We start from the raw sequence: 22,525 nt of genomic DNA, 5'->3' as shown, positions 1-22,525 counted from the left end.
TCTGTGGGGGTGGGTTGAGTACATATCCATTGCTGCGGTAACGGCTGCTTACGGTTTCGCCCTTACGGCGAGGCACTTTTTTCGAACGCCAAAAAAGTCCCCAAAAAGGCTCGCCCCGGCGTCCGGCCCCTCGCCAATCCCCGGATAAACACCTGCGCTCAGCCTCCCGAGGGGCGGGTGGATCAAAATCAACAGCTGCAGGCGAGCTAACGCTCGGCCTGATGAGTGGTGAAGAGCGGATGTTCGCTAGTTTGCTTCTGGTGGGAGCGGGCTTGCTCGCGAAGGCGACCTGACAGCCGACCTGATTTAGCGGATTTACGCGTACCCCTGTAGGAGCGAGCCTGCTCGCGATGGACGTCAACGATAACGCGGGCTGTCTGAATGAACGCCGTGCCTGGGCGTTTTTCACGAGCAGGCCTCGCTCCTACAGTCAGTCTGCTGCGTACACAAAATTTGTGCTCGACCAAGATCGATGTGGGAGCCACCCTGTCCCCCATCCCCGTTACAACTGATAGCTGAAGCTAATGCTGTAGCGCGGCTTGCAATTGAATGTGTCGAGGGCTTCATCCGACATTGGCTTGGCCGCTTCCAGCGCGATGTTGTAGTACCTGGCATCGCCAAATCTCAAACCCACCGCCGCCGATGACATGTCGTTGCCCTTGACCGGCAGTGTGTTGAACCAGGTCTTGGCGCGGTCCAGCACCACATAGGGTTGCAGGATCCTCACCCAGCGCCAGTCGCGATTGAAGCTGTAGTTGATCTCGTAGGCCGCCCCCCAACCCTTGTCGCCGGACGCCTGGTCGTCAGGGTAGCCACGGCCGAAGTTCTGCCCGCCGAACACCGCCCGCTCGCTGTCGGGCAGGGTGTCGTCGCTCCAGTACAGCGCGGCGGAGAGCACGCCTTGCCAGTTGTCGAAAAACTTGTCGCTTTGCACGCCCGACAGGCGCAGGCGGAAGAAGTCCAGGTCGAGGGCGGTGTTGTTGGTTTTGGCGCCCATGCCATCGATGCCCTGATACAACCCGCCGCTGAGGATGCGCAGTTGGCGGTCGCTGGCCTTGCGCCAGTCGCTTTCGAACGCCAGGGCGCGGATGTCGGTGCGTTCTTCGACACTGACCGGGAAACCGACCACTTGGTAGCGGGTCTTGTCATTGACCGCGTACAGGCGCGCGCCGGCGCTGAGCAGTTCGTTGGGCGAGGCGATGACGGGATGACTGAAGCCGATGGAGTAGCGGTCGTTTTCCCGGTGCGGCTTGAGTTCCAGGCCGTTGTCCAGTCGTATATTGGAGCCGGGGTCGGCGCGATAGCGGGAGGCCCAGAGGGCCAGTTGCGTACCCTCGGCATTGAGGAACTGGTTGTAGTCCAGGCGGTAGTAATGTTCGTGATCATCCCCTGGTGGAAACAGGCCGCTGAGGCTCAGTTGTTCGCCCATGGCGGTCTGGGCATTGCTGCTCACGCCGAGCAGGGCCTGGGTGCCGTTGCGGTTGTCCTCGGTGGTGCTCAGGGTGCTGGTGAACGGTTTGCGGCTGGCCTGGGCAATCAGTTGGGTCGCGCCATCGGTGGTGCCCGGCGGCGGCACCTGGGCCTGCAAGGTCACGCCGGGGATGCGGCTCATCAGCGTGGTGTAGCGTTCGAACGTCTTGCGGGTCAGGGGGCGCTCGGCCTGGAGCTTGGCCACCAGCTTGTCCAGCAGGCCCTTGACCCTTCCGATATCGCCCTGCAACTGGTAATCCTTGATGTAACCCTCCACCAGCACGACCCGCGCGACACCGTTATCGAACGTTTGTCGGGGCAGGAACGCGTAGGACAGCAGGTAGCCATCCTGTTGATAGCGACGGGTGATGCTGCGGGTCGCTTCGATCAGTTCGGCGAGGCTGGTTTCGTGGCCCAGCAACGGTTGATAGAGGGCTGCCAGTTCGCTGAGCGGATAAATCGTCCCGCCTTCGATCTGCACGGTCTTGAGGTTCAACCGGGTGCCCATCATCAGTGGTTGGGCCTGGGTCGCGCCCGGCTCCGGGACTTGCAAGGGGGCCGCCGTCGGGCGGTAGGCATCGGCCGGTAGATTCGGCACGGGGAGGTTGCGGATGGTTTCGTTGCTGTTGAGAAAACCGGGCAGGGTGTCGGCGAGGAGGGTGGAACTGAGGGGCAAAAGCAGCAAGCAAGCCATCAGGCGCATTAGGACACTCCCTGTTGTCGCACGTGGATCTTCTTGATCCAAAGAAAAGGCGAAAGACCGAGCTGTGTCTTCCGCCCTCAACCAAGCGTAGGCGCTGGAGTCGGGGCCGTCGACACGGCCCGGTGCAAGTCAGCGTCTATTGCCACCCAGGGCGCCGGTGAGCCCGCCCAGCACACCGCCCAGTGCGCCTGTTGCCCCACCGGTTGCCCCTGTGCCCGAAGTGCCGGCGTTGACCAGGCCGCCGACGGCGCTGACGGTGCCGCCGACCGTGGTGACAGTGTTGCCGAGGGCCGTGACGACGGGGTTGCTGTTGCTGGCGGCGATGGCCTCGCCGAGGTTCGCCACGGCACTGCCGGCCTGGCCGGTCAGGCTGGCGACCGGGGCGCCGACACCGGTGGCGGCGCCGATGTTTTGGGTGAGCCCGGCGACCGCTGTGGTGACTGGATTGACCGCTGCACCGACCGTTGCGCCGAGGTTGCCCAGGGGCGCGGTCGGTCCGGTGCTGGCGATGCCGCTCCCGCCCAAGGCACCCCCGACGGAAGCGACCAGGTTGCCGCCCGCCGCCGCGTTCACGCCGGCCGCGCTGACCAGCCCGTTGCTGTTGCCGAGGTTCAGGCCGTTGCCGACGTTGACCACGGCGCCGCCGACTGTCTCCAGCAGGCCACTGCCGCCCAGGCCGCCACCGCTGCCGGCCCCGGCCCCGGTGCCATTGGCCAGCAGGCCACCGGCCTTGCCGACAGTGATACCGGTGTTGCTCAGTGCGCCGCCGACGGTGTTGGTGAGCGCATTGCCTTTGCCGGCATCGGTGATTTTGCCGCCCACGCCGTCGACGGTGCCGCCGACTTTCTGGACGATGCCCTTGAGGGGATCACCCAGGCCGGTGGCGTCACCGATCTTGTCGGTGGTGCTCTCGACCATGGCAATCACCGGCACCAGTTTGTTGCCCACTTCCCCGGTCACTGAGCCGAGCGGGCCCGTGGTGGTGGCGGTACTCAAGGTATCGCCGAGCATGGTGACTTTCTCGCCGACGCCGTCGAGGACCGGGGCAACTTTGGTCACCACCCCACCGACCACCGGAATGCTGTGGGTGGCCGTGGCCAGTTTGCCGCTGACATCGGAAACGCCGTTGCCGACATCCTGCACCACGCCGCCCACCGCCGATGCCGTGACACCGAGGCCATTGGGGTCGGTGCCCAGTTTGCCCACGCCATTGGCCACGCCGTCACCCAAGGTGCTGACCACGTTGCCGGCCGTATTGGCCACGCTTTGCACCACGCCGCCCGCCACGGGCACCGAGCCCAGCGAGTCGCCGATCTGCCCTACGCCGTTGCCGACGCCGCCGACGGTGTTGCCGACATCCTGCAACAGGGTGGTGGTGACCAGCGGCGTACCGCCAGGATTGGTCGGGTTGGTGGGGTCGGTCGGGTTTGTCGGATTCGTCGGGTTGGTGGGATTGGTCGGGGTAGTGCCCCCACCGCCAGTGCCTCCGGTGCCACCGGTTCCGGCTGTGCCATCGGTACCGCCCGTACCTCCCGTGCCACCGGTACCGCCCGTTCCAGCGGTATCGCCGCTGCCGCCCGTTGCGCCGCCACTGCCGGCCGCGCCACCGGTGCCTGCTGCGGTCTCGCTGTCCGGCGAGGAGCTGTCGGAGCTGCTGTGATGACCGCCACCACCGCTGCTGCAACCGGCGAGGCCGAGAGAAAGAACGAGCGCCAATGCTGTTGCCGATTTGCACCAAACCTGAGTGTTCATGAGTGAGAGTCCTTGCACCTGTCACAACGTCGTTGTCTTCGATGGCTGACCGGTTCTGTCGCCGGCCATGTCGTCGTCCGTTGTGCACATGACGCCTGCAAGGGCTCTGGAAGGCCATTCTCCAGTTGGTATTAATGCTGTCGGGTTTGGCGAGGGAGGGAGGGGAATTGCCTTTAAATCAATGGGATCGAGGGGATGGGGACGCGGCGGACACTTAAGTTATATACACAATTGATCATGCACTTTCCTTCAGCCAGGCCGCGTAATCGTTCTTCGCGAGCAAGCCCGCTCCCACACTGGATCGGTGTACACAAGACCCGTGTGGGAGCGGGCTTGCTCGCGAAGGCGATCGGACAGACAACATAATTTCCCATGTCTTACGATCAGGCCACCGGCCGCCAATGCCCCACCATGTGTTCCAGATCCCCGGCCCCGATCAACTGCAAATCCCCGCTCGATCCCGCCGCGCTGGCCAGCAATGCCACTTCGCAGGGCAGGCGCACCGGTTTCCTGAATTGCACCGCGATCTCGATGTTCGCCGCCGGCAAATGATCCGCCAGCGCGGCGAGGGTGCGGGCCTTGTTCCACAAGCCATGGGCGATGGCCGATGGAAAGCCGAACAGTCGGGCGCTGGCCGCACTCAAGTGAATCGGGTTGTAGTCGCCGGAGACTTTCGCGTACCGGCGACCGATGTCCGAAGGCGCTTTCCATTGCGCGACCTGGGTCAGCGCCAGCGTCGAGGCCAGTCCGTCTTCGACGGGGTCGCCCTCAAGCTTGACCCCGCGACAGAGCATCTGGCTTTCGGCCTCCCACAGCGTCCCCAACTGATCATCCAGCGTCGTGACCAGATCGAACGTCGCCCCCTTGGCATGGGGTTGCAGATTCTGCACCTGCACGCTGACCCGCACCCGATTGAGCCCACCCATGGGCCGCAACACACGAAGGCGATTGCTCAGGTGAATCAGCCCCAGCAGCGGGAACGGAAAGTCCCTGGCCGTGAGCAACTGCATCTGCAAGGCGAAGGCGAGGATGTGTGGATAGGTCGGTGGCAGCAGGCTGTTGTCAGCGAATCCGCAGACGGTGCGGTAGGCCGCCAGGCGTTCGGGGTCGACCTCGACCCAGCAGCGCAGTCCCGAGTCAGGCAGGGTGCTGCCGGTGATTTTGCGGCGGGTCGCGGCCTTCACATACAGCGCCGGCAGGCCGGGTTCGCGAGGCAATGTGTGCCAGTCAGTCGTCATGCCTAAGCCCCCAGAACGCTTTGCCCGCAGACGCGCAAAGCCTGCCCGGTGAACGCGCCCGTGCCCGGTTGCGCCAGCCACGCCACCGCTTCGGCGACGTCCTGCGGCAGGCCGCCCTGGCCCAGCGAACTCATGCGGCGCCCGGCTTCGCGCAGGCCGAAGGGCACCCGTGCGGTCATCCGGGTTTCGATAAAACCGGGGGCCACCGCGTTGATGCTGATACCCCGTTCCTGCAATGACGGCGCCCAGGCTTGAGCAAGACCGATCAGCCCGGCCTTGCTCGCCGCGTAGTTGGTTTGCCCGCGGTTGCCGGCGATGCCGCTGATCGAGGCCAGCAGAATCACCCGGCCGTTGTCCCGTAGCGTGCCGCTGTCGAGCAGGGCCTTGGTCAGCACTTGCGGGGCGTTGAGGTTGACCGCGAGCACCGCGTCCCAGAAATCCGGGGTCATGTTGGCCAGGGTTTTATCCCGGGTGATGCCGGCGTTGTGCACCACGATATCGATGCCGTCGGGCAACTGTTCGACCAGTTGCGTGGCGGCGTCTTCGGCGCAGATGTCCAGGGTGACGCTGCGCCCGCCCAGGCGTGCGGCGAGCGCATCGAGATCGTTTTTCGCCGGTGGGACGTCGAGCAGGATGACCTCGGCGCCGTCGCGGGCCAGGGTTTCGGCAATGGCGGCGCCGATGCCGCGAGCCGCGCCAGTGACCAGCGCCTTGCGCCCGGCCAGCGGACGGGTCCAGTCGGTGACCTGGGTGTCGCAGGCGTTCAGCCGAATGACCTGCCCGGAGACGAACGCGCTTTTGGGCGAGAGGAAAAAACGCAGTGGGCCTTCGAGTTGATCGTCGGCACCCTCGCCGACATAGATCAGTTGCAAGGTGCCGCCGCTGCGCAGTTCCTTGGCCAGCGAACGGCTGAAACCCTCCAGGGCGCGTTGGGCACTGGCGGCGAACGGGTCGGTCAAGGTCTGCGGGTCACGCCCCAGAATCACCAGGTGCGCGCAGTGGTCGAGGTTCTTCATCAGGGGCTGGAAGAACTCGCGCAGCTGTTTGAGCGGGTCGGTCTGCAACAGATCGCTGGCATCGAACACCACGGCCTTGAGTTTCGGGCCGTGGCCGGGAATCCACGCCGTCGCCATCGAAGGGTCGCCGCCGTAGCGGTAGATCGCATCAGTCAGACGGTGGGCAAACGCGCTGACGTTCTGCGCCAGCGGCCCGCCACCGATCAGCAACGCGCCCTCGACCGGACGCAGCCGGCCGGCCTGCCAGCGTTCCAGGCGGACCGGTGAAGGCAGGCCCAAGGCCCCGACCAGGCGATGGCCGATGGACGAATTGGCGAAGTCGATATAGCGGTCAGACATGGAACGCGCTCCAGCAGCTGGGGTTCAAAGTGTGGACCATCAATGGCGATCAGTCGTTCGATCCACGAGATAAGGCCTACGCTTGATCATTGTAGGAGCTGCCGAAGGCTCGGGCCGCGTTCGGAAGATCTTTTGATCCTGGTCTTAAAACTCAAAATCAAAAGATCGTCCGAACGCGGCCCGAGCCTGCGGCAGCTCCTACCAGGGATCGGCTCAACTTTCAGGTATTCATCAGGAGCGTTTCATGACTCAACTGCGCCGCGTCGCGATCATCGGCGGTAACCGGATTCCCTTCGCCCGTTCCAACGGACCGTACGCCACCGCCAGCAACCAGGACATGCTCACCGCCGCGCTCGAAGGCTTGATCGAACGCTACAACCTGCACGGCCTGCGCATCGGCGAGGTGGTCGCGGGGGCGGTGCTCAAGCTGTCGCGGGACATGAACCTGACCCGCGAGTGCGTGCTCGGTTCGCGGCTATCGCCCTCGACGCCGGCCTATGACATCCAGCAGGCCTGTGGCACGGGGCTGGAAGCCGCATTGCTGGTGGCGAACAAGATTGCCCTGGGCCAGATCGAGTGCGGCATCGCCGGTGGCGTCGACACCACCTCCGATGCGCCGATCAGTGTCAGCGAGGGCCTGCGCAAAATCCTGCTGCAAGCCAACCGCGCCAAGAGCACCGGCGACAAGTTGAAAACCTTCCTGCAACTGCGCCCCCGGCACCTGATTCCAGAGTTCCCGCGCAACGGCGAACCGCGCACCGGTTTGTCCATGGGCCAGCACTGCGAGTTGATGGCGCAGACCTGGAACATTCCCCGTGAAGCGCAGGACCAACTGGCACTGGAAAGTCATCAGAAACTGGCCGCGTCCTATTCGCAGGGCTGGCACAACGACTTGATGACGCCGTACCTGGGCCTGACCCGGGACAACAACCTGCGCCCGGACCTGACCCTGGAAAAACTCGCCTCGCTGAAAACCGCGTTCGAGAAAAGTGCCAAGGGCACCCTGACCGCCGGCAACTCCACGCCGCTGACCGATGGCGCGTCGCTGGTGCTGCTGGGCAGCGAGGCATGGGCGAAGGAGCGCGGCTTGCCGATCCTCGCCTACCTGCGCGACGGTGAGGCGGCAGCGGTGGATTTCGTCAACGGTGCCGAAGGCCTGTTGATGGCGCCGGTGTATGCCGTGCCGCGTTTGCTGGCGCGCAACGGCCTGAGCCTGCAGGACTTCGACTACTACGAAATTCACGAAGCCTTCGCCGCGCAAGTGCTGTGCACATTGAAGGCCTGGGAGGATCCCGAATATTGCAAGACCCGCCTGGGTCTCGACGCACCGCTGGGCTCGATTGATCGCAGCCGGCTTAACGTCAAGGGCAGCTCGTTGGCGGCGGGGCATCCGTTCGCGGCCACGGGTGGGCGAATCGTGGCCAATTTGGCGAAGTTGCTGGAGGCGGCGGGGAAGGGGCGGGGGCTTGTCTCAATCTGCGCGGCGGGTGGTCAGGGGGTGACCGCGATCATTGAACGCTAAATTCTGAATGTTGTGAGAAACCTGTGGGAGCGGGCTTGCTCGCGAAAGCGGCCGTACATTCAACATTGATGTGTCTGAAAAATCGCCTTCGCGAGCAAGCCCGCTCCCACAGAGGGATTGTCGGTGTTGAATTGATTCGGGACATGGCTTAGCGTCGCCCCATCAGCCGTCCCGCCACACAAGGCCAGTCAATGCCGTCTAACGGACAAGTCTCCCTCGAACGCAGCATCCCGCCCATCACAACGCTGCCGCGCCCGCTTTACGCCCGTGTAGAGAGCCTCAACGCCGGTTCATGGACACCGTCCCACCACCACGACTGGGTGCAGTTTTCCTACGCCATCAGCGGCGTGCTCGGCGTGCACACCGCCGAGGGCAGTTTCTTCGCGCCGCCGCAGTGGGGGATCTGGATTCCGGCGGATCTCGAACATCAGGTCGTGACCTCGATGCGCGCCGAAATGCGCAGCCTGTATGTGCGGCGCGAGGATTGCCAATGGGCGGACGGTCGCTGCCGGGTGCTGGAAGTGACGCCGCTGGCCCGGGAACTGATCAAGCGCTTTTGCCAGCTGCCGGTGGAATATCCACAGGGCGATAGCCCGGAAGCGCGAATGGTGAGTGTGCTGCTCGATCAGTTGGCGACGTTGCCGGAAGTCGGATTCTCCCTCCCGTTGCCGCGCCATGAACGGTTGCTGGGTTTGTGCAACGAGCTGATCGAAAATCCCGAGCACAACGTGACGTTGCAGGAATGGGCCGGGCGCTTGGGCATGTCGGAGAAAACCCTGATGCGCCTGTTCCAGCGCGAAACCGGGTTGAGCTTTCGTGGCTGGCGCCAGCGTATGCGGTTGTTGTCGTCGCTGAGTCTGCTGGAGGAAGGGGACAGCGTGACCAATGCCGCGCTGGCTTGCGGGTACGACTCGACGTCGGCGTTTATTGCGGCGTTCAAAGGCCTGTTCGGGTTTACGCCGGGGGAGTTGTTTCGGCAGTAACACCACAGAACCCATGTGGGAGCGGGCTTGCTCGCGAAGGCGGTGTGTCAGTCAAGAATGATGTTGACTGGTGTACCGTCTTCGCGAGCAAGCCCGCTCCCACCGTTTGAAATGGGGTGTTGCTGATATCAGGTACGGAACCGGCGCACCAACCCATCCAGCTCATTCGACAACCCGGCCAGGCTCTGGGAATCCAGTCGCGCCGAGTTCGCCAGCTCCGCCACCAATTGCGCATCGCCATGGATCTGGCTGATGTGCCGGTTGATGTCTTCGGCCACCTGGTGCTGTTGTTCCGCTGCCGTGGCGATCTGGGTGTTCATGTCGCGGATCACGTCCACCGATTCGCGAATCTGCCCGAAGCTGCTGCGTGCTTCGCCGATGCGTGTCACCGATTGTTGCGACACTTCCAGGCTGGCGTGCATCTGCTGCGTCACCTGGCTGGTGCGCTTGGCCAGGTTGCCCAGCAGCCCGTCGATTTCCGCGGTGGAATCGGCCGTGCGCTTGGCCAGTGCCCGCACCTCGTCCGCCACCACCGCAAAACCGCGGCCCTGCTCGCCGGCACGCGCCGCTTCAATGGCCGCGTTCAGCGCCAGCAGGTTGGTTTGTTCGGCGATCGAGCGAATGGTGCCCAGGATCGACTGAATGTCATTGCTGTCGCGTTCCAGCTGTTGCATCGACTGGGCCGACTGTTCGATTTCCTGGCTCAGGCGATCCACGCTGCTCACGGCGGCATCGATCTGTTGCTGGCCTTCGCGGGCCTGGCGCTGGCCACTGTCGGCCGACTCGGCGGCCTGGCTGCAGGAGCGCGCCACTTCGTTGGCGGTGGCGACCATTTCGTGGAAGGCCGTGGACACCATGTCCACCGCTTCACGCTGGCGCCCGGCGGCTTCGGCCATGTCGCTGGAGACCTGGGTCGAGCTTTTGGAGGTGGCCAGGATCTTGGTCGCGGCACCGCCGATGCTCTGGATCAGGTTACGAATCGCGGTCAGGAACTGGTTGAACCAGTTGGCCAGTTGCGCGGTTTCGTCGCTGCCACGTACGTGCAGGTTCTTGGTCAGGTCGCCTTCACCCTGGGCGATGCCTTCCAGGCCGTCGGCCACGCTGCGGATCGGGCGCACGATGACGCTGGCGAAGCTGGCGCCGACGATGGCGAAGACCACGGCCAGCACGGCCGCGATGATCGCGATCAACCAGGTCAGCTGGGTCGCGGTGCTCATCACGTCGCTTTGTTTGATCAGGCCGATGAAGGTCCAGCCCAATTGCTCGGACGGCCAGACGTTGGCCATGTAGCGCTCGCCGTTGAGTTCGACTTCGACCAGGCCTTTGCCGGCCTTGGCCAGTTGTGCATAACCGTCGCCGAGGCTGCCCAGGGCCTTGAAGTTGTGTTCCGGTTGCTTCGGATCGACCAGTACGGTGCCGGAGTTTTCCAGCAGCATCAGGTAGCCGGTTTCGCCAAGCTTGATCTGTTTGACCAGTTCGGTGAGCTGCTTGAGCGACACGTCGATGCTGACCACGCCGCCGTTGGTGCCCAGCTTGTTGTCGATGGTGCGTACGGTGCTGACGTAGGACGTATCGTTTTCGGCCCAGTAGTAGGCCTCGGTACGGAACGGTTTGCCCGGCTTGGCCTGGGCCGCCTTGTACCACGGACGCTGGCGCGGGTCGTAGTTGGCGAGCTTGGCATCGTCCGGCCACGACACATAGCCACCGGCGGCGGTGCCGAGGATGGCGTAGGCGTAGGACGGATGGGCGTTGCCCAGGTCCTGCAGGAAGGCGAAGACTTTTTTGTCCGTCTCGCCCTGGGGAATGCTGGCGGCGTTGGCAGCCATGTAGGTCTTGAGGCTGTCGTCGGAGTTGGTGATCAGCGGTTGTTTGGCCAGGTATTCGACGTTCTGGCTGATGCCGTCGAAGAACAGTTGCATGGCATTGCTGACCTGACGGATTTCGCGACCGCTGTTGTCGACGAATTCGTCCTTGGCATCACTGCGCAAGTTCAGCACAACGAGGGTGGCGACCAGCACCACGGGCAAGCAGGCGATGATTGCAAACGCCCAGGTCAACTTCTGTTTGATGTTCATCCGCGCTCCAGATTTTCTTGTAGGCCCACGCAGTGCAGATGACTCGCGGTTTATTGGCAGCCGTAAACGTTGGTGTTCACCCAGGATCCATGAGTGCGGCATCGTTATTTTTTGGGAAACGATTGTCGGACAAATCAGTCTGTCACTAAGGACTTCGGCTGTTGCCGCCGGAAATTGAGGGCTGTTTGGAAATATCCTGTAATCAGCGGGTGGCCGGTGACGCTTCTGTGATCCTGCGCCACCGCTGCCGGATCGCCGGTTTTCGTGATGAAACCGGCACATTGTGTGCATCGGCAATGTTCATAGGTCGGCAACCCCTCCCCCGAATGGATGGATTGCCGTATAACGAATGACTTTCGCGTGTTTGGTAATAAAGGACCCACAATAAAAGCTGATGAAGACTCCAAAACGCATTGAACCCCTGATCGAGGACGGTCTGGTCGACGAGGTGCTGCGCCCACTCATGAGTGGCAAAGAAGCAGCTGTTTACGTGGTGCGCTGCGGTAACCAGTTACGTTGCGCGAAGGTCTACAAGGAGGCGAACAAACGCAGTTTTCGTCAGGCGGCCGAGTATCAGGAAGGCCGCAAGGTGCGCAACAGCCGTCAGGCCCGGGCCATGGCCAAGGGCTCCAAGTTTGGCCGCAAGGAAACCGAAGACGCCTGGCAGAACGCCGAAGTGGCGGCGCTGTTCCGCCTGGCCAGCGCCGGTGTGCGGGTGCCAAAGCCGTACGACTTCCTCGAAGGCGTGCTGCTGATGGAACTGGTGGCGGACGAGTACGGCGATGCCGCGCCGCGCCTGAACGACGTGGTGCTGGAACCGGATCAGGCGCGCGAATATCACGCCTTCCTGATTTCGCAGATCGTGCTGATGCTGTGTACCGGCCTGGTGCACGGTGACCTGTCCGAGTTCAACGTGCTGCTGACGCCGACGGGGCCGGTGATCATCGACTTGCCGCAAGCGGTGGACGCGGCGGGCAACAACCACGCGTTCAGCATGCTGGAGCGGGACGTGGGCAACATGGCGTCCTACTTCGGGCGTTTCGCGCCGGAGTTGAAGAAGACCCGCTACGCCAAGGAAATGTGGGCGCTGTACGAGGCGGGTACGTTGCACCCGGCCAGTGTCCTGACCGGCGAGTTCGACGAGCCGGAAGAGTTGGCGGACGTCGGCGGCATCATGCGCGAGATCGAGGCCGCACGCCTGGACGAAGAGCGCAAGCAAGCGGCCCGTGCGGCGGATGACGCGCCACCGGGCAAAACCGAAGAACCGCCTCCGCCCTGGATGCAGTGATCGGTTGATCGAAAAAAAACCGGCTTCGGCCGGTTTTTTCATGCCCCCACAAATCCCATGTGGGAGCGGGCTTGCTCGCGAAGGCGGTGTGTCATTCAACATCTATGTCGACTGATACGACCTCTTCGCGAGCAAGCCCGCTCCCACAGGGTAAGGCGTTCAGTCAGGTGCGCACCGGCTCGGCACAACACCCCGACGCCAGATTCTTCAGAATCGGACAATCAGGCCGATGATCCCCCTGGCAATGCTCGACCAGGTCCTGCAACGTATCGCGCAACTGGCCCAGTTCGCGGATCTTGCGGTTCAGTTCATCGATATGCTGCCGGGCCAATGCCTTCACATCGGCGCTGGCCCGCTGGCGATCCTGCCAGAGCGTCAACAGTTTGCCGACCTCTTCCAGGGAAAACCCCAGGTCCCGGGAGCGCTTGATGAACGCCAGGGTGTGCAGGTCGTCGTCGCCATACACCCGATAACCGCTGTCCGTGCGATGGGCCGCCCTGAGCAGGCCGATGGATTCGTAATAACGGATCATCTTTGCGCTCAGGCCGCTGTGGCGGGCCGCTTGGCCGATGTTCATCAGTTGTCCTCCAGGTCCTTGGGCTTCCAGGTTTTCAACAGTAGCGCATTGCTCACCACGCTCACACTCGACAGCGCCATCGCCGCGCCGGCCAGCACCGGGTTGAGGAAACCGAAGGCCGCCAGTGGAATGCCGATCAGGTTGTAAACGAAGGCCCAGAACAGGTTTTGCCGGATCTTCGCGTAGGTCTTGCGGCTGATCTCCAGCGCCGCCGGCACCAGGCGCGGATCACCGCGCATCAGGGTGATCCCGGCGGCGTGCATGGCCACGTCGGTGCCGCCGCCCATGGCAATGCCGATGTCGGCCGCCGCCAGTGCCGGCGCATCGTTGATGCCGTCCCCGACCATCGCCACCCCACCGGTTTTTTTCAGCGCGGCCACTTCGGCGGCCTTGTCAGCCGGCAGTACTTCGGCGTACACGTGGGTGATGCCCAAGGCATCGGCCACCACTTTGGCACTGCCACGGTTATCGCCGGTGAGCAGGTGACTGCTGATGTGGCGTGCGTTGAGTTGTTGCACCGCTTGCAACGCGCCCGGCTTGAGGGTGTCGCCGAAAGCGAACAGGCCCAGTACGCGGGGAACGGGGCTTTGCTCGATCAGCCAGGACAGCGTCCGGCCCTCGGTTTCCCAGGCCGTTGCCGAACCGGCCAATTCACCTGCGCTCAATCCGCTCTCTTGCAGCAGACGCCGATTGCCCAAGGCCAGCCGCCGACCGTCCAGGCTCCCGGCAATCCCGCGTCCGGTCAGGGACTGGCTGTCGGTGACATCGGCCACCGTCAAACCGCGCTCGTTACAGGCATCCAGCACCGCCTTGGCCAGCGGGTGCTCACTGCCGCGCTGCAGGGCGCCAGCCAATTTCAGCAGGGTGGCTTCGTCACCGTCGATGGCGCTCAAATGGGCGATGCGCGGGGTGCCTGACGTCAGGGTGCCGGTCTTGTCGAACACCACCGCGCTGACGTCGCGGGCACGTTCCAGCGCTTCGGCGTCCTTGATCAGAATGCCGTAGCGCGCGGCTACCCCAGTGCCGGCCATGATCGCCGTTGGCGTGGCCAGGCCCAGTGCGCAAGGGCAGGCGATCACCAGCACCGCGACGGCATTGATCAGCGCCGTTTCCAGGGGCGCGCCGTACAGCCACCAGCCGATCAACGTGGCCAGGGCCAGCAGCAGGACCACCGGGACGAAGACCTGGCTGACTTTATCCACCAGTTTCTGGATCGGTGCCTTGGCGGCCTGAGCGTCTTCCACCAGGCGAATGATCCGCGCCAGCACCGTTTCCGCGCCAAGCGCCTGCGTACGAACCAGCAACCGGCCTTCGCCATTGATTGCGCCGCCGGTGACGGTATCGCCGGGCTGCTTGGGGACCGGCAGGTTTTCGCCGCTGATCAAGGCTTCGTCGGCGTGGCTCTGGCCGTCGATCACCTCGCCATCCACCGGGAAGCGTTCGCCGGGTTTGACCAGCACCAGATCATTGAGGCGCAGGGCGCTGATGGCGACGTCCCGTTCCTGGCCGTCAATCACTTGAATCGCCCGCTCCGGGCGCAAGGCTTCCAGGGCGCGAATGGCGCTGGCGGTCTGGCGCTTGGCGCGGCTTTCCAGGTATTTGCCCAGCAACACCAACGCGATGACCACGGCCGAGGCTTCGAAATACAGGTGCGGCATACGGCCGGCGGCGGTGGCCCATTCGTAAATACTCAAGCCATACCCGGCGCTGGTGCCCAGGGCGACCAGCAAATCCATGTTGCCGGCACCGGCGCGCACGGCTTTCCACGCCGCGACGTAAAACCGCGCGCCGAAGATGAACTGCACCGGTGTGGCCAGCGCGAATTGCGCCCAGGCCGGAAGCATCCAGTGCACGCCGAACGGTTGCAGCAGCATCGGCAGAACCAGCGGCAGGGCGAGGACGATGGCCGCGATCATGGCCCAGCGCTCGCGGTGCAGGCGGGTTTGTTGAGTGTCGGTTGTGGGTTGATCGGCTTGCCAGACGCTGGCGGTATAACCGGCCCTGGTCACGGCGGCGATCAGGCTTTGCGCATCGACCTGCCCGAGCAGTTCCAGATGGGCGCGTTCGTTGGCCAGGTTCACGCTGACGCTGTTCACCCCGGGCACCTTGCCCAGCGCCCGTTCGACGCGGCCGACGCAGGACGCGCAGGTCATGCCCTCGATGCTCAACTCCAGGCTCTGCTGCGGCACGCTGTAGCCGGCCTTTTCCACGGCCTCCATCAAGGCCGGCAAGCTGCCGGTTGGCGCCTGGACCCGCGCCTGTTCCGTGGCGAGGTTGACACTGACGGCGCTGGCGCCGATGACTTTGCTCAAGGCACGCTCGACGCGCCCGGCGCAGCTGGCGCAGGTCATGCCGGCAATCGGCAGATCGAAAGTGGTGGATTCAGACATGGGGCTTACTCCCTGTAGAAGATGTCTACAGGATCAACCTTGCCATGCTGGCAAGGTCAAGCCCCCATCTGCTGATTGTCGCAGGTCAAATGTGGGAGCGGGCTTGCTCGCGAAGGCGGTGTGTCATTCAACATCTATGTCGACTGATATGACCTCTTCGCGAGCAAGCCCGCTCCCACAGGGGATCTGTGTCAGTAACCCAAGCCCGCGCGCTTCAGGTACATCCCTTCCTGTGTCATCGCAATCCGGTACTTCTGCACATCCCCCGCGCGCAGCGTGATGTCCTGCGAACCCGGCGCCAGCATGCCCGGATTGCAGCCCGGCGCCTGGCCCGGCAGCAGTTTGAGGCGCAAGGAGACATTGCCCGGTGGCAGGTTGAACGAGGTGCTTTGCTCCTGGAACAGTCGCGCCGACAGCTGGTCGTGGATGTACACGCCGATCTCGCAACTCGTCGCGACTTCCAGCCGCTCGCGGGAAATGATCAGCACGCCGTAGTCTTCCCCGGCGGCTTGGGCCGAAGGCGTGGCGGCGAAAAGGCCGAGCAGGCCAAACAGGCTGAAAACTGACCAGCGCATGGCTGAATCTCCTGAGATCGAATCATTGATGCACGCAGCTTGGCCGAGCGCGGCGCCGATTGCCAGCCCGGCAGATCACTTCAGAACTTGACCTTGCCATGGTGGCAAGCTCGACACTGCCGGCAACCTCACTCGAAAGCCTCATTAAAGGAGTCGTCCCATGCAAGTGTTCAATGTTGAAGGCATGTCTTGCGGTCATTGCGTCAGGGCCATCACCCAGGCCGTCCAGGCCAAGGATCCGGCGGCCAGCGTGCGCGTCGACCTGGCGGCGAAAGAAGTCGGTGTCGAGTCGGCGCTGACCCCGGATCAAGTGATCGCGCTGATCAGCGAAGAGGGCTACGGCGTCAAGCTGGCCTGATTTTTTAATAGTTAGCGAGCTATCGGAATGTTCAAGGCGTCCGGGCGCGGCTAGACTGTCGGGCTGCCGACCTCTGCCCAACTGGATGCCTGATGAACTTCCGTACCATTCTCATTCTTGGCGCCTTGAGCGCTTTCGGTCCGCTGGCGATCGATTTCTATTTGCCGGCGTTCCCGGCCATGGCGCTGGCCTTCGGTACGGACGAACAGCATGTTCAGCTGACCCTGGCGGCGTATTTCTTCGGCTTGTCCATTGGCCAGCTGGCTTACGGGCCGGTGGCGGATCGTTTCGGTCGGCGCATTCCGCTGTTGATCGGTGTCGGGCTGTTTACCGCGGCTTCATTGGCGTGCGCTTATGCACCCAACCTGCAATGGCTGATCGCGGCGCGATTCATCCAGGCGCTGGGCGGCTGTGCAGGGATGGTGATTTCCCGGGCGGTGGTCAGTGATAAATGCGATGCAGTGGGGTCGGCCAAAGTCTTTTCGCAGTTGATGCTGGTGATGGGGCTGGCGCCGATTCTCGCGCCGATGCTCGGTGGCTTGCTGGTCAACACGACGGGTTGGCAGTCGATCTTTCTGGTGCTGACCGGTTTCAGCGCCCTGGCGGGATTGGCCGTTGCCCTCGGCTTGCCGGAAAGTCTGCCAGCCAATATACCCCGCCAACCGTTGTCCGGAGCGTTGCGTCAGTACGGCCGGTTACTCGCGGACCCGGTGTACCTCGGCCATGCCTTGACCGGGGGCATCGCCATCGCCGGCATGTTCTCCTACATCGCGGGTTCTCCGTTCGTCTTCATCAAACTCTACGGCGTACCGGCCGAGCATTTTGGCTGGTTCTTTGGAGCCAATGCCGCCGGTTTCATCCTGGTGGCCCAGGTCAACGCTCGCCTGTTGGCCAAGCGTGGCCCGGCTTTCCTGCTGGCGCGTACCGTGTGGATTTATCTTGGTGCTGGCCTTGCGCTGCTTGCTGTCAGCGCGATGCATACCGTTGCGCTTTGGCCGTTACTGATTCCGTTGTTCGTCTGCATTTCCAGCCTTGGCTGCATCCTGCCCAACGCCTCGGCCTGCGCGATGAATGGCCAGGGCGCACGGGCCGGCAGTGCTTCGGCGATGCTCGGTTGCCTGCAATTCAGCGTGGCCGCCGGCGCCGCTGCACTGGTCGGGGTTTTGCACGACGGCAGCGCCATGCCGATGGCCATGGTCATCAGCCTGTGTGGTGTTCTGGTGGTGAGCGTGGCGATGCTCACCCGGCGTTTGCAAAATGCCCGGGCACTGGCGCAAGCCCAGGTGTGAGGAGGGGTCAGCCGACAGCGCGTTGCTGACGGTCGGGAATCTGATGGGGCGCGTGCAGGCGCGCTTCGAGGGTATTGGTGAAGGCACGGGCTTCGGCTTCACTGCGGAACGTGACCGCATGCTGGTCCAGGCGGACCTGCCACTGGGATTTTGCCAATTCTTTTATCAGGATCTTCATTACTGACCTCCTCAAGTAAAAGATTGTCTCGCAGAGGCTTCGATTGTAGTCCTGAATACGATCGCTATTGTGACAAGAGGTAACTGTCGGACTGACGGTTTGTAACAAAAAAAATCGCATGAAAATGTAGGAGCTGGCGAAGCCTGCGATCTTCTGATTCTGGTTTTGCCGCCAGAAAAGATCGCAGGCTGCGCCAGCTCCTACAGACGCCTAGAACCCTTCCAGCACAATCTTGCCCTTGGATTTGCCGCTTTCCAGCAGGGCATGGGCACGGCGCAAATTGGCCGCATTGATGGTGCCGAAGTGTTCGCCGACCGTGGTTTTCAATGTCCCGTCGTCGATCAGCTGTGCCACGCGGTTGAGCAGTTTGTGCTGTTCGATCATGTCCGCGGTTTCGAACAGCGAGCGGGTGTACATGAACTCCCAGTGCAGCGACAGGCTCTTGCGCTTGAGCTTGGTCACGTCCAGGGCTTTCGGGTCATCGATCAACGCCAGCTTGCCCTGTGGGGCCAGTGCCTCGACCAGTTGATCGAGGTGATGATCGGTCTGGGTCAGGCTGGCGACGTGGGTCACCTGCGGGATGCCCGCGTGCTTGAGTGCTTCGCTCAGCGGCTGGCTGTGATCGATCACCTGGTCGGCGCCCAGTTCCTTCACCCAACTCTGGGTTTGTGGACGGGAAGCCGTGCCGATGACCTTCAGTCCGGTCAGCTGTTTCGCCAGCTGCGTGAGAATCGAACCGACACCGCCGGCGGCCCCGACGATCAACAGGCTCTGGCCTTCATCGCTTTTACCCTCACGTACTTGCAGGCGCTCGAAGAGCAATTCCCACGCGGTGATGGCGGTCAACGGCAGGGCGGCCGCTTCGGCGAAGCCCAGGGTTTTCGGCATATGGCCGACGATCCGCTCATCCACCACGTGCAGCTCGCTGTTGCCGCCGGCGCGGGCGATGGAACCGGCGTAGAACACCTTGTCGCCGGCCTTGAACAGGGTCACTTCACTGCCGACCGCTTTAACCACGCCGGCCACATCCCAGCCCAGTACTTTCGCGGCGCCGGCCTCAGGCTGGACGTTCTGGCGGACCTTGGTGTCCACCGGGTTGACCGAAATGGCCTTGACCTCCACCAGCAGGTCGCGAGGGCCGGCGACCGGCTCCGGCAGTTCGATGTCTTGCAGGGCTTGTTCGTCGCTGATCGGCAGGGACGTGTAATAGGCAATGGCTTTCATCTAGGGCTCCGCGAATAAGGTAGAGAAGAAATCAGGCGAGGGTGCGCAGGCGCTTGAGTTCAAAGTGCTCCAGGAAGTCTCCGGCCTGGGCGCGGAAATGCTGGATGTGCGCACTGGCATCGTGGGCTTGCAGGGCTTCGTCACTGCTCCAGTGTTCAATCATGTAGAACGCCAGGGGGTTGGCCAGGTCTTGATGCAAGTCGTATTGCCCGCAACCGGCTTCGGCGCGAGTTGGCTCCACCAGCGCCCGCAGGTGCTGTTCAAGGGCATCTTGCTGGCCGGGCTTGGCAATGAGGGTGGCGATAGCGGTGAAGGGCTGGGACATGGACGACTCCGGGAACGGGCTGATTTCGATGGGCAGATGATTAGCTATTTCTCATGAAGATAAAACCCGCTAAAAGAGCAGTCTCTTTCAATATTTTTTTGATAATCGAGGCTCAAGATGCTGCGATTCGATGACTTGCAGTTGTTCGTTCGGGCGGCGGACCTGGGCAGTCTGTCGGCGGCCGCGCGGGGTATGGACATGTCGGCGGCGGTGGCCAGTGCCGCCTTGAAACGCATCGAACAGCAACTCGGCGCCCGCCTGCTCGCCCGTTCGACCCGCAGCCTGCGCCTGACCGCCGAAGGCGAAGGGTTTCTTGAATATGCCCGGGCGGCCCTGAGCAACCTCGATGAGGGCCGGCGGTTATTGGCCAGTGGCCAGGATCAGGTCAGCGGCGTGTTGCAGTTGTCGGCGCCATCTGACTTCGGTCGCAACTTGCTATTGCCCTGGCTGGATGAGTTTCAACGCGAGCACCCCCAACTCACCGTGCGCTTGTTGCTCGGTGACCGCATCGCCGATCTGTTCCGCCAGCCGGTGGACATTGCCCTGCGCTACGGCGAGCCCGAAGACTCCAGCCTGGTCGCATTGCCGATCGCCCCGCAAAACCGGCGCGTGCTCTGCGCGGCACCCAGTTACCTGGCCCGGCATGGCGAGCCGCGACAACTGGAGCAATTGGCCCAGCACAATTGCCTGCTGTTTATGCTCGGCAGTCGGGTCCACGATCATTGGAGTTTCCACGACGGCAAACGGGAGGTCGGCCTGACCGTCAGCGGTGATCGTTTCAGCGACGATGCGGATGTCGTGCGGCTGTGGGCCGTGGCGGGCGCCGGGATTGCCTACAAATCCTGGCTCGATGTGGCCGCCGATGTGCTCGCCGGTCGACTGACAGTGCTGATGCCGGAGCTGCTGTGCGAGCGCGCACCGCTGAATTTGTTGTGCGCCCATCGCGCACAATTGAGTAAGCCGGTGAACCTTCTGCGGGAAATGCTTGCCAGCCGATGCGCGTTGTTGAGCAGGCATTTTCCGGGCTTTAAGGGAACTGGTCATTAGTCGCAGGAAAAAAGCGAAATTTCCCTCAGGAACTATCAACACCCAGGGTTTGCAAATGGCAGGAACCCATTGTCGGCACGCCTATACTTGCGCTCGCCTCATGTAAGCGCCGTCAATCGCAATAGCCAAGCACGCTGGATTCGACCGTATCTGATGACCCATCGCCAGGCCTCTTCAACCTTCGTCCGGAGATGGCTGATGTAGGCCATGGCTTTGCAGGCTTTGCGGCGGTTTCCACGTCTTGGCCGACTGCGCCTTTGTGGTCAAGATCTCTCCGAGCAGTAGACGAAACGATTCAACAGGGAGTGAATTCATGGAACATGCACCTTGCATCAGCGAGATAGCCACCTTACTGGCAGACCCGAAGCGCAGCGCAATGATGTGGGCCTTGATGGACGGTTCTGCGCGGCAAGCTGAAGATCTGGCCCTGTTGGCCGGTCTGTCACCGTCTTCGGCCAGCGCCCACTTGGGGCGTTTGTCCGCAGGTGGTCTGGTGAAAGTCGAGAGCCGTGGGCGCAAACGCTTCTTCCGCCTGGCGGCCCCCGAAATCGGTGCCGCGATCGAAGCACTGGCCAGCGCGACGCTGGCCAGCAAGCCCCAGGACATTCCGGAAATTTTTAAGCACACCACGCCGCTGGCCAAACCCCTGGCCAGGCGCTCGTCCCTGTTGCGCGCCCGGCTTTGTGACGATCACCTGGGCGGCACGCTGGCCGCGGATCTGTACCAGCGCCTGGTGGAAGCGGGCTGGATCGAACAGTTCGATCAGCGAGTCACGATTACGCTCAAGGGCGCTACCGAGTTGGCGGCGCGGGGGGTGTTCATCCAGGCGCTGGCCCATCGCAACGGCAAATCCGCGTGTGCGTGTCCCGACTGGAGCGAAAGACGCCCGCACATGGGCGGGGCACTGGGGGCGGCGTTGTTGCAGTTGTTCATGCAATCCGGCTGGTTGAGCCTGCCCGGCGATTCCCGGGCTTTACTGGTGACAGCGTCGGGGCAGCGTGAAATTCACCGGTTTGCCAAGGAGACCGAGCTGGAAATGGCGCTTTAGAGAATGTGAGCAAGATGCTGGCAAGCTGAACGCCGATCAATAATGTGGGAGCGGGCTTGCTCGCGAAAGCGGTGTGCCAGTCAACAGAGTTGTTGAATGTGCTGACCGCTTCGCGAGCAAGCCCGCTCCCACATTAGATTGTCTGCGTTCTTACGGTTTCACCAACCGCGCATCCAGGCTGTTCTGCGCCAGGCGCCTGGCCTGATCCTGGGTCATGCCCAGATGCTCATGCAGCGCATGGAAGTTCTCGGTGACGTAGCCGCCGAAGTACGCCGGGTCGTCGGAATTCACGGTCACTTTCACGCCACGTTCGAGCATGTCGAGAATGTTGTGCTGCGACATGTGATCGAACACGCAGAGCTTGGTGTTGGACAGCGGGCACACGGTCAGCGGGATCTGCTCGTCGATGATGCGCTGCATCAGGCGCTCGTCTTCAATGGCGCGTACACCATGGTCGATGCGCTGGATTTTCAGCAGGTCGAGGGCTTCCCAGATGTACTCGGGCGGGCCTTCTTCACCGGCGTGGGCGACGGTCAGGAAGCCCTCGCCACGGGCACGGTCGAACACCCGCTGGAATTTGCTCGGCGGGTGACCCATCTCCGAGCTGTCCAGGCCGACGGCGACAAACGCTTCGCGAAACGGCAGCGCCTGGTCGAGGGTTTTCTCGGCCTGCTCTTCGCTCAAGTGGCGCAGGAAACTCAGGATCAGGCCGCTGGTGATGCCCAGTTGCTGCTCGCCGTCCTTCAAGGCGGCGGCGATGCCGTTGAGCACCACTTCGAAAGGGATGCCACGGTCGGTGTGGGTCTGCGGGTCGAAGAACGGTTCGGTGTGAATCACGTTCTGTTCTTTGCAGCGCAGCAGGTAAGCCCAGGTCAGGTCGTAAAAATCCTGGGAAGTGCGCAGCACGTCGGCGCCCTGGTAGTAGAGGTCGAGAAATTCTTGCAGGTTGTTGAAGGCGTAGGCCTTGCGCAGGGTTTCGACATCGCTCCACGGCAGGGCGATCTTGTTGCGTTCGGCCAGGGCGAACAGCAGCTCGGGTTCCAGCGAACCCTCCAGGTGCAAGTGCAGTTCTGCCTTGGGCAGTGCGTTCAGCCAGTCGTACATGTGCTTTTCTCATCAGGTGCAGAT

Annotated in this window: 19 protein-coding genes and 1 pseudogene; 7 read left to right on the top strand and 13 right to left on the bottom strand. The window is 62.9% G+C overall.

Going from position 1 to position 22,525, the window contains the following annotated elements; all coding sequences use genetic code 11:
• Positions 1-502 precede the first annotated feature (502 nt).
• The 4 genes from F8N66_RS18900 to F8N66_RS18880 form a co-directional block, all read right to left on the bottom strand.
• Positions 503-2,173 (bottom strand): ShlB/FhaC/HecB family hemolysin secretion/activation protein, encoded by a 1,671-nt coding sequence (locus F8N66_RS18900; RefSeq protein ID WP_150771645.1) that lies wholly within the window; start codon positions 2,171-2,173, stop codon positions 503-505.
• A gap of 129 nt (positions 2,174-2,302) precedes the next feature.
• Entirely contained in the window at positions 2,303-3,925 is a 1,623-nt protein-coding gene (locus tag F8N66_RS18895; protein ID WP_150771644.1) for a collagen-like triple helix repeat-containing protein, read from the bottom strand.
• Between the two features lie 383 nt (positions 3,926-4,308).
• Positions 4,309-5,163, bottom strand: coding sequence for a MaoC family dehydratase (locus tag F8N66_RS18885; RefSeq protein WP_150771642.1), 855 nt, complete (start codon positions 5,161-5,163; stop codon positions 4,309-4,311).
• A 2-nt stretch (positions 5,164-5,165) separates the two neighbouring features.
• A complete protein-coding gene (locus tag F8N66_RS18880) occupies positions 5,166-6,518 on the bottom strand; it encodes a 3-oxoacyl-ACP reductase (protein ID WP_150771641.1) in 1,353 nt (450 codons plus the stop codon).
• 244 nt (positions 6,519-6,762) lie between these two features.
• Between F8N66_RS18880 and F8N66_RS18875 the strand changes: the two genes are divergently transcribed.
• Both F8N66_RS18875 and F8N66_RS18870 read left to right on the top strand, forming a co-directional pair.
• On the top strand, positions 6,763-8,040 hold the full coding sequence (locus F8N66_RS18875; RefSeq protein WP_150771640.1) for an acetyl-CoA C-acetyltransferase: 1,278 nt from the start codon (positions 6,763-6,765) through the stop codon (positions 8,038-8,040).
• Between the two features lie 191 nt (positions 8,041-8,231).
• Positions 8,232-9,023 carry an AraC family transcriptional regulator gene (locus F8N66_RS18870; protein ID WP_150771639.1) on the top strand — a complete coding sequence of 264 codons (792 nt, stop codon included), beginning with the start codon at positions 8,232-8,234 and terminating at the stop codon, positions 9,021-9,023.
• Between the two features lie 128 nt (positions 9,024-9,151).
• Here F8N66_RS18870 and F8N66_RS32165 read toward each other — a convergent pair whose 3' ends face one another.
• The gene (locus tag F8N66_RS32165) at positions 9,152-9,880 is read right to left on the bottom strand and encodes a methyl-accepting chemotaxis protein (RefSeq protein ID WP_371917492.1); all 729 of its coding nucleotides are present in this window, start codon (positions 9,878-9,880) and stop codon (positions 9,152-9,154) included.
• A gap of 129 nt (positions 9,881-10,009) precedes the next feature.
• Positions 10,010-11,098: pseudogene (locus F8N66_RS32160) on the bottom strand (cache domain-containing protein); the annotation flags it as partial.
• A gap of 394 nt (positions 11,099-11,492) precedes the next feature.
• Between F8N66_RS32160 and F8N66_RS18855 the strand changes: the two are divergent.
• Positions 11,493-12,386 (top strand): PA4780 family RIO1-like protein kinase, encoded by an 894-nt coding sequence (locus F8N66_RS18855; RefSeq protein WP_150771637.1) that lies wholly within the window; start codon positions 11,493-11,495, stop codon positions 12,384-12,386.
• A gap of 163 nt (positions 12,387-12,549) precedes the next feature.
• On the opposite strand, the gene cueR is transcribed toward F8N66_RS18855, so the two are convergent.
• The 3 genes from cueR to F8N66_RS18835 all read right to left on the bottom strand — a co-directional run bounded on the left by cueR (position 12,550) and on the right by F8N66_RS18835 (position 15,928).
• Positions 12,550-12,963, bottom strand: coding sequence for a Cu(I)-responsive transcriptional regulator (cueR, locus tag F8N66_RS18850; RefSeq protein ID WP_150771636.1), 414 nt, complete (start codon positions 12,961-12,963; stop codon positions 12,550-12,552).
• A complete protein-coding gene (locus tag F8N66_RS18845) occupies positions 12,963-15,353 on the bottom strand; it encodes a heavy metal translocating P-type ATPase (protein WP_150771635.1) in 2,391 nt (796 codons plus the stop codon). Before F8N66_RS18845 ends, cueR begins: the two co-directional genes overlap by 1 nt.
• Before the next feature lie 191 nt (positions 15,354-15,544).
• Entirely contained in the window at positions 15,545-15,928 is a 384-nt protein-coding gene (locus tag F8N66_RS18835) for a hypothetical protein (RefSeq protein ID WP_150771634.1), read from the bottom strand.
• A 160-nt stretch (positions 15,929-16,088) separates the two neighbouring features.
• Between F8N66_RS18835 and F8N66_RS18830 the strand changes: the two genes are divergently transcribed.
• The gene (locus tag F8N66_RS18830) at positions 16,089-16,286 is read left to right on the top strand and encodes a heavy-metal-associated domain-containing protein (protein ID WP_150771633.1); all 198 of its coding nucleotides are present in this window, start codon (positions 16,089-16,091) and stop codon (positions 16,284-16,286) included.
• 92 nt (positions 16,287-16,378) lie between these two features.
• On the top strand, positions 16,379-17,575 hold the full coding sequence (locus F8N66_RS18825) for a multidrug effflux MFS transporter (RefSeq protein ID WP_150771632.1): 1,197 nt from the start codon (positions 16,379-16,381) through the stop codon (positions 17,573-17,575).
• A 7-nt stretch (positions 17,576-17,582) separates the two neighbouring features.
• Here F8N66_RS18825 and F8N66_RS31535 read toward each other — a convergent pair whose 3' ends face one another.
• The 3 genes from F8N66_RS31535 to F8N66_RS18815 form a co-directional block, all read right to left on the bottom strand.
• Positions 17,583-17,753 carry a hypothetical protein gene (locus F8N66_RS31535; protein ID WP_008066222.1) on the bottom strand — a complete coding sequence of 57 codons (171 nt, stop codon included), beginning with the start codon at positions 17,751-17,753 and terminating at the stop codon, positions 17,583-17,585.
• Between the two features lie 210 nt (positions 17,754-17,963).
• Positions 17,964-18,977: a zinc-binding alcohol dehydrogenase family protein gene (locus F8N66_RS18820; protein ID WP_150771631.1), complete on the bottom strand. Its 1,014-nt coding sequence runs from the start codon at positions 18,975-18,977 to the stop codon at positions 17,964-17,966.
• Between the two features lie 31 nt (positions 18,978-19,008).
• A complete protein-coding gene (locus F8N66_RS18815; RefSeq protein WP_150771630.1) occupies positions 19,009-19,302 on the bottom strand; it encodes a putative quinol monooxygenase in 294 nt (97 codons plus the stop codon).
• A 117-nt stretch (positions 19,303-19,419) separates the two neighbouring features.
• Here F8N66_RS18815 and F8N66_RS18810 point away from each other — a divergent pair, with 117 nt between their 5' ends.
• Both F8N66_RS18810 and F8N66_RS18805 read left to right on the top strand, forming a co-directional pair.
• Positions 19,420-20,349 carry a LysR family transcriptional regulator gene (locus F8N66_RS18810; protein WP_150771629.1) on the top strand — a complete coding sequence of 310 codons (930 nt, stop codon included), beginning with the start codon at positions 19,420-19,422 and terminating at the stop codon, positions 20,347-20,349.
• A gap of 313 nt (positions 20,350-20,662) precedes the next feature.
• Positions 20,663-21,397, top strand: a complete 735-nt coding sequence (locus F8N66_RS18805) for an ArsR/SmtB family transcription factor (protein WP_150771628.1) — start codon at positions 20,663-20,665, stop codon at positions 21,395-21,397.
• A 150-nt stretch (positions 21,398-21,547) separates the two neighbouring features.
• On the opposite strand, the gene F8N66_RS18800 is transcribed toward F8N66_RS18805, so the two are convergent.
• Complete coding sequence (locus F8N66_RS18800) at positions 21,548-22,501, bottom strand: adenosine deaminase (protein WP_150771627.1); 954 nt, start codon at positions 22,499-22,501, stop codon at positions 21,548-21,550.
• Positions 22,502-22,525: the final 24 nt, after the last annotated feature.

This window comes from Pseudomonas fluorescens (genome assembly GCF_902498195.1).
GTDB classification, from domain to species: Bacteria; Pseudomonadota; Gammaproteobacteria; order Pseudomonadales; family Pseudomonadaceae; genus Aquipseudomonas; species Aquipseudomonas fluorescens_BU.
Note: the sequence above shows the minus strand (reverse complement) of the source record. Positions and strands in the feature narration are given on the sequence as shown.

Coding starts and splice junctions, on each gene's coding strand:
- F8N66_RS18830 (WP_150771633.1), top strand. CDS start 16,089: ATGCAAGTGTTCAATGTTGAAGGCATGTCTTGCGGTCATTGCGTCAGG.
- F8N66_RS18870 (WP_150771639.1), top strand. CDS start 8,232: ATGCCGTCTAACGGACAAGTCTCCCTCGAACGCAGCATCCCGCCCATC.
- F8N66_RS18805 (WP_150771628.1), top strand. CDS start 20,663: ATGGAACATGCACCTTGCATCAGCGAGATAGCCACCTTACTGGCAGAC.
- F8N66_RS18885 (WP_150771642.1), bottom strand. CDS start 5,163: ATGACGACTGACTGGCACACATTGCCTCGCGAACCCGGCCTGCCGGCG.
- F8N66_RS18900 (WP_150771645.1), bottom strand. CDS start 2,173: ATGCGCCTGATGGCTTGCTTGCTGCTTTTGCCCCTCAGTTCCACCCTC.
- F8N66_RS18810 (WP_150771629.1), top strand. CDS start 19,420: ATGCTGCGATTCGATGACTTGCAGTTGTTCGTTCGGGCGGCGGACCTG.
- F8N66_RS18815 (WP_150771630.1), bottom strand. CDS start 19,302: ATGTCCCAGCCCTTCACCGCTATCGCCACCCTCATTGCCAAGCCCGGC.
- F8N66_RS18855 (WP_150771637.1), top strand. CDS start 11,493: ATGAAGACTCCAAAACGCATTGAACCCCTGATCGAGGACGGTCTGGTC.
- F8N66_RS18895 (WP_150771644.1), bottom strand. CDS start 3,925: ATGAACACTCAGGTTTGGTGCAAATCGGCAACAGCATTGGCGCTCGTT.
- F8N66_RS31535 (WP_008066222.1), bottom strand. CDS start 17,753: ATGAAGATCCTGATAAAAGAATTGGCAAAATCCCAGTGGCAGGTCCGC.
- F8N66_RS18820 (WP_150771631.1), bottom strand. CDS start 18,977: ATGAAAGCCATTGCCTATTACACGTCCCTGCCGATCAGCGACGAACAA.
- F8N66_RS18825 (WP_150771632.1), top strand. CDS start 16,379: ATGAACTTCCGTACCATTCTCATTCTTGGCGCCTTGAGCGCTTTCGGT.
- F8N66_RS18880 (WP_150771641.1), bottom strand. CDS start 6,518: ATGTCTGACCGCTATATCGACTTCGCCAATTCGTCCATCGGCCATCGC.
- F8N66_RS32165 (WP_371917492.1), bottom strand. CDS start 9,880: ATGGTGTCCACGGCCTTCCACGAAATGGTCGCCACCGCCAACGAAGTG.
- F8N66_RS18800 (WP_150771627.1), bottom strand. CDS start 22,501: ATGTACGACTGGCTGAACGCACTGCCCAAGGCAGAACTGCACTTGCAC.
- F8N66_RS18875 (WP_150771640.1), top strand. CDS start 6,763: ATGACTCAACTGCGCCGCGTCGCGATCATCGGCGGTAACCGGATTCCC.
- cueR (WP_150771636.1), bottom strand. CDS start 12,963: ATGAACATCGGCCAAGCGGCCCGCCACAGCGGCCTGAGCGCAAAGATG.
- F8N66_RS18845 (WP_150771635.1), bottom strand. CDS start 15,353: ATGTCTGAATCCACCACTTTCGATCTGCCGATTGCCGGCATGACCTGC.
- F8N66_RS18835 (WP_150771634.1), bottom strand. CDS start 15,928: ATGCGCTGGTCAGTTTTCAGCCTGTTTGGCCTGCTCGGCCTTTTCGCC.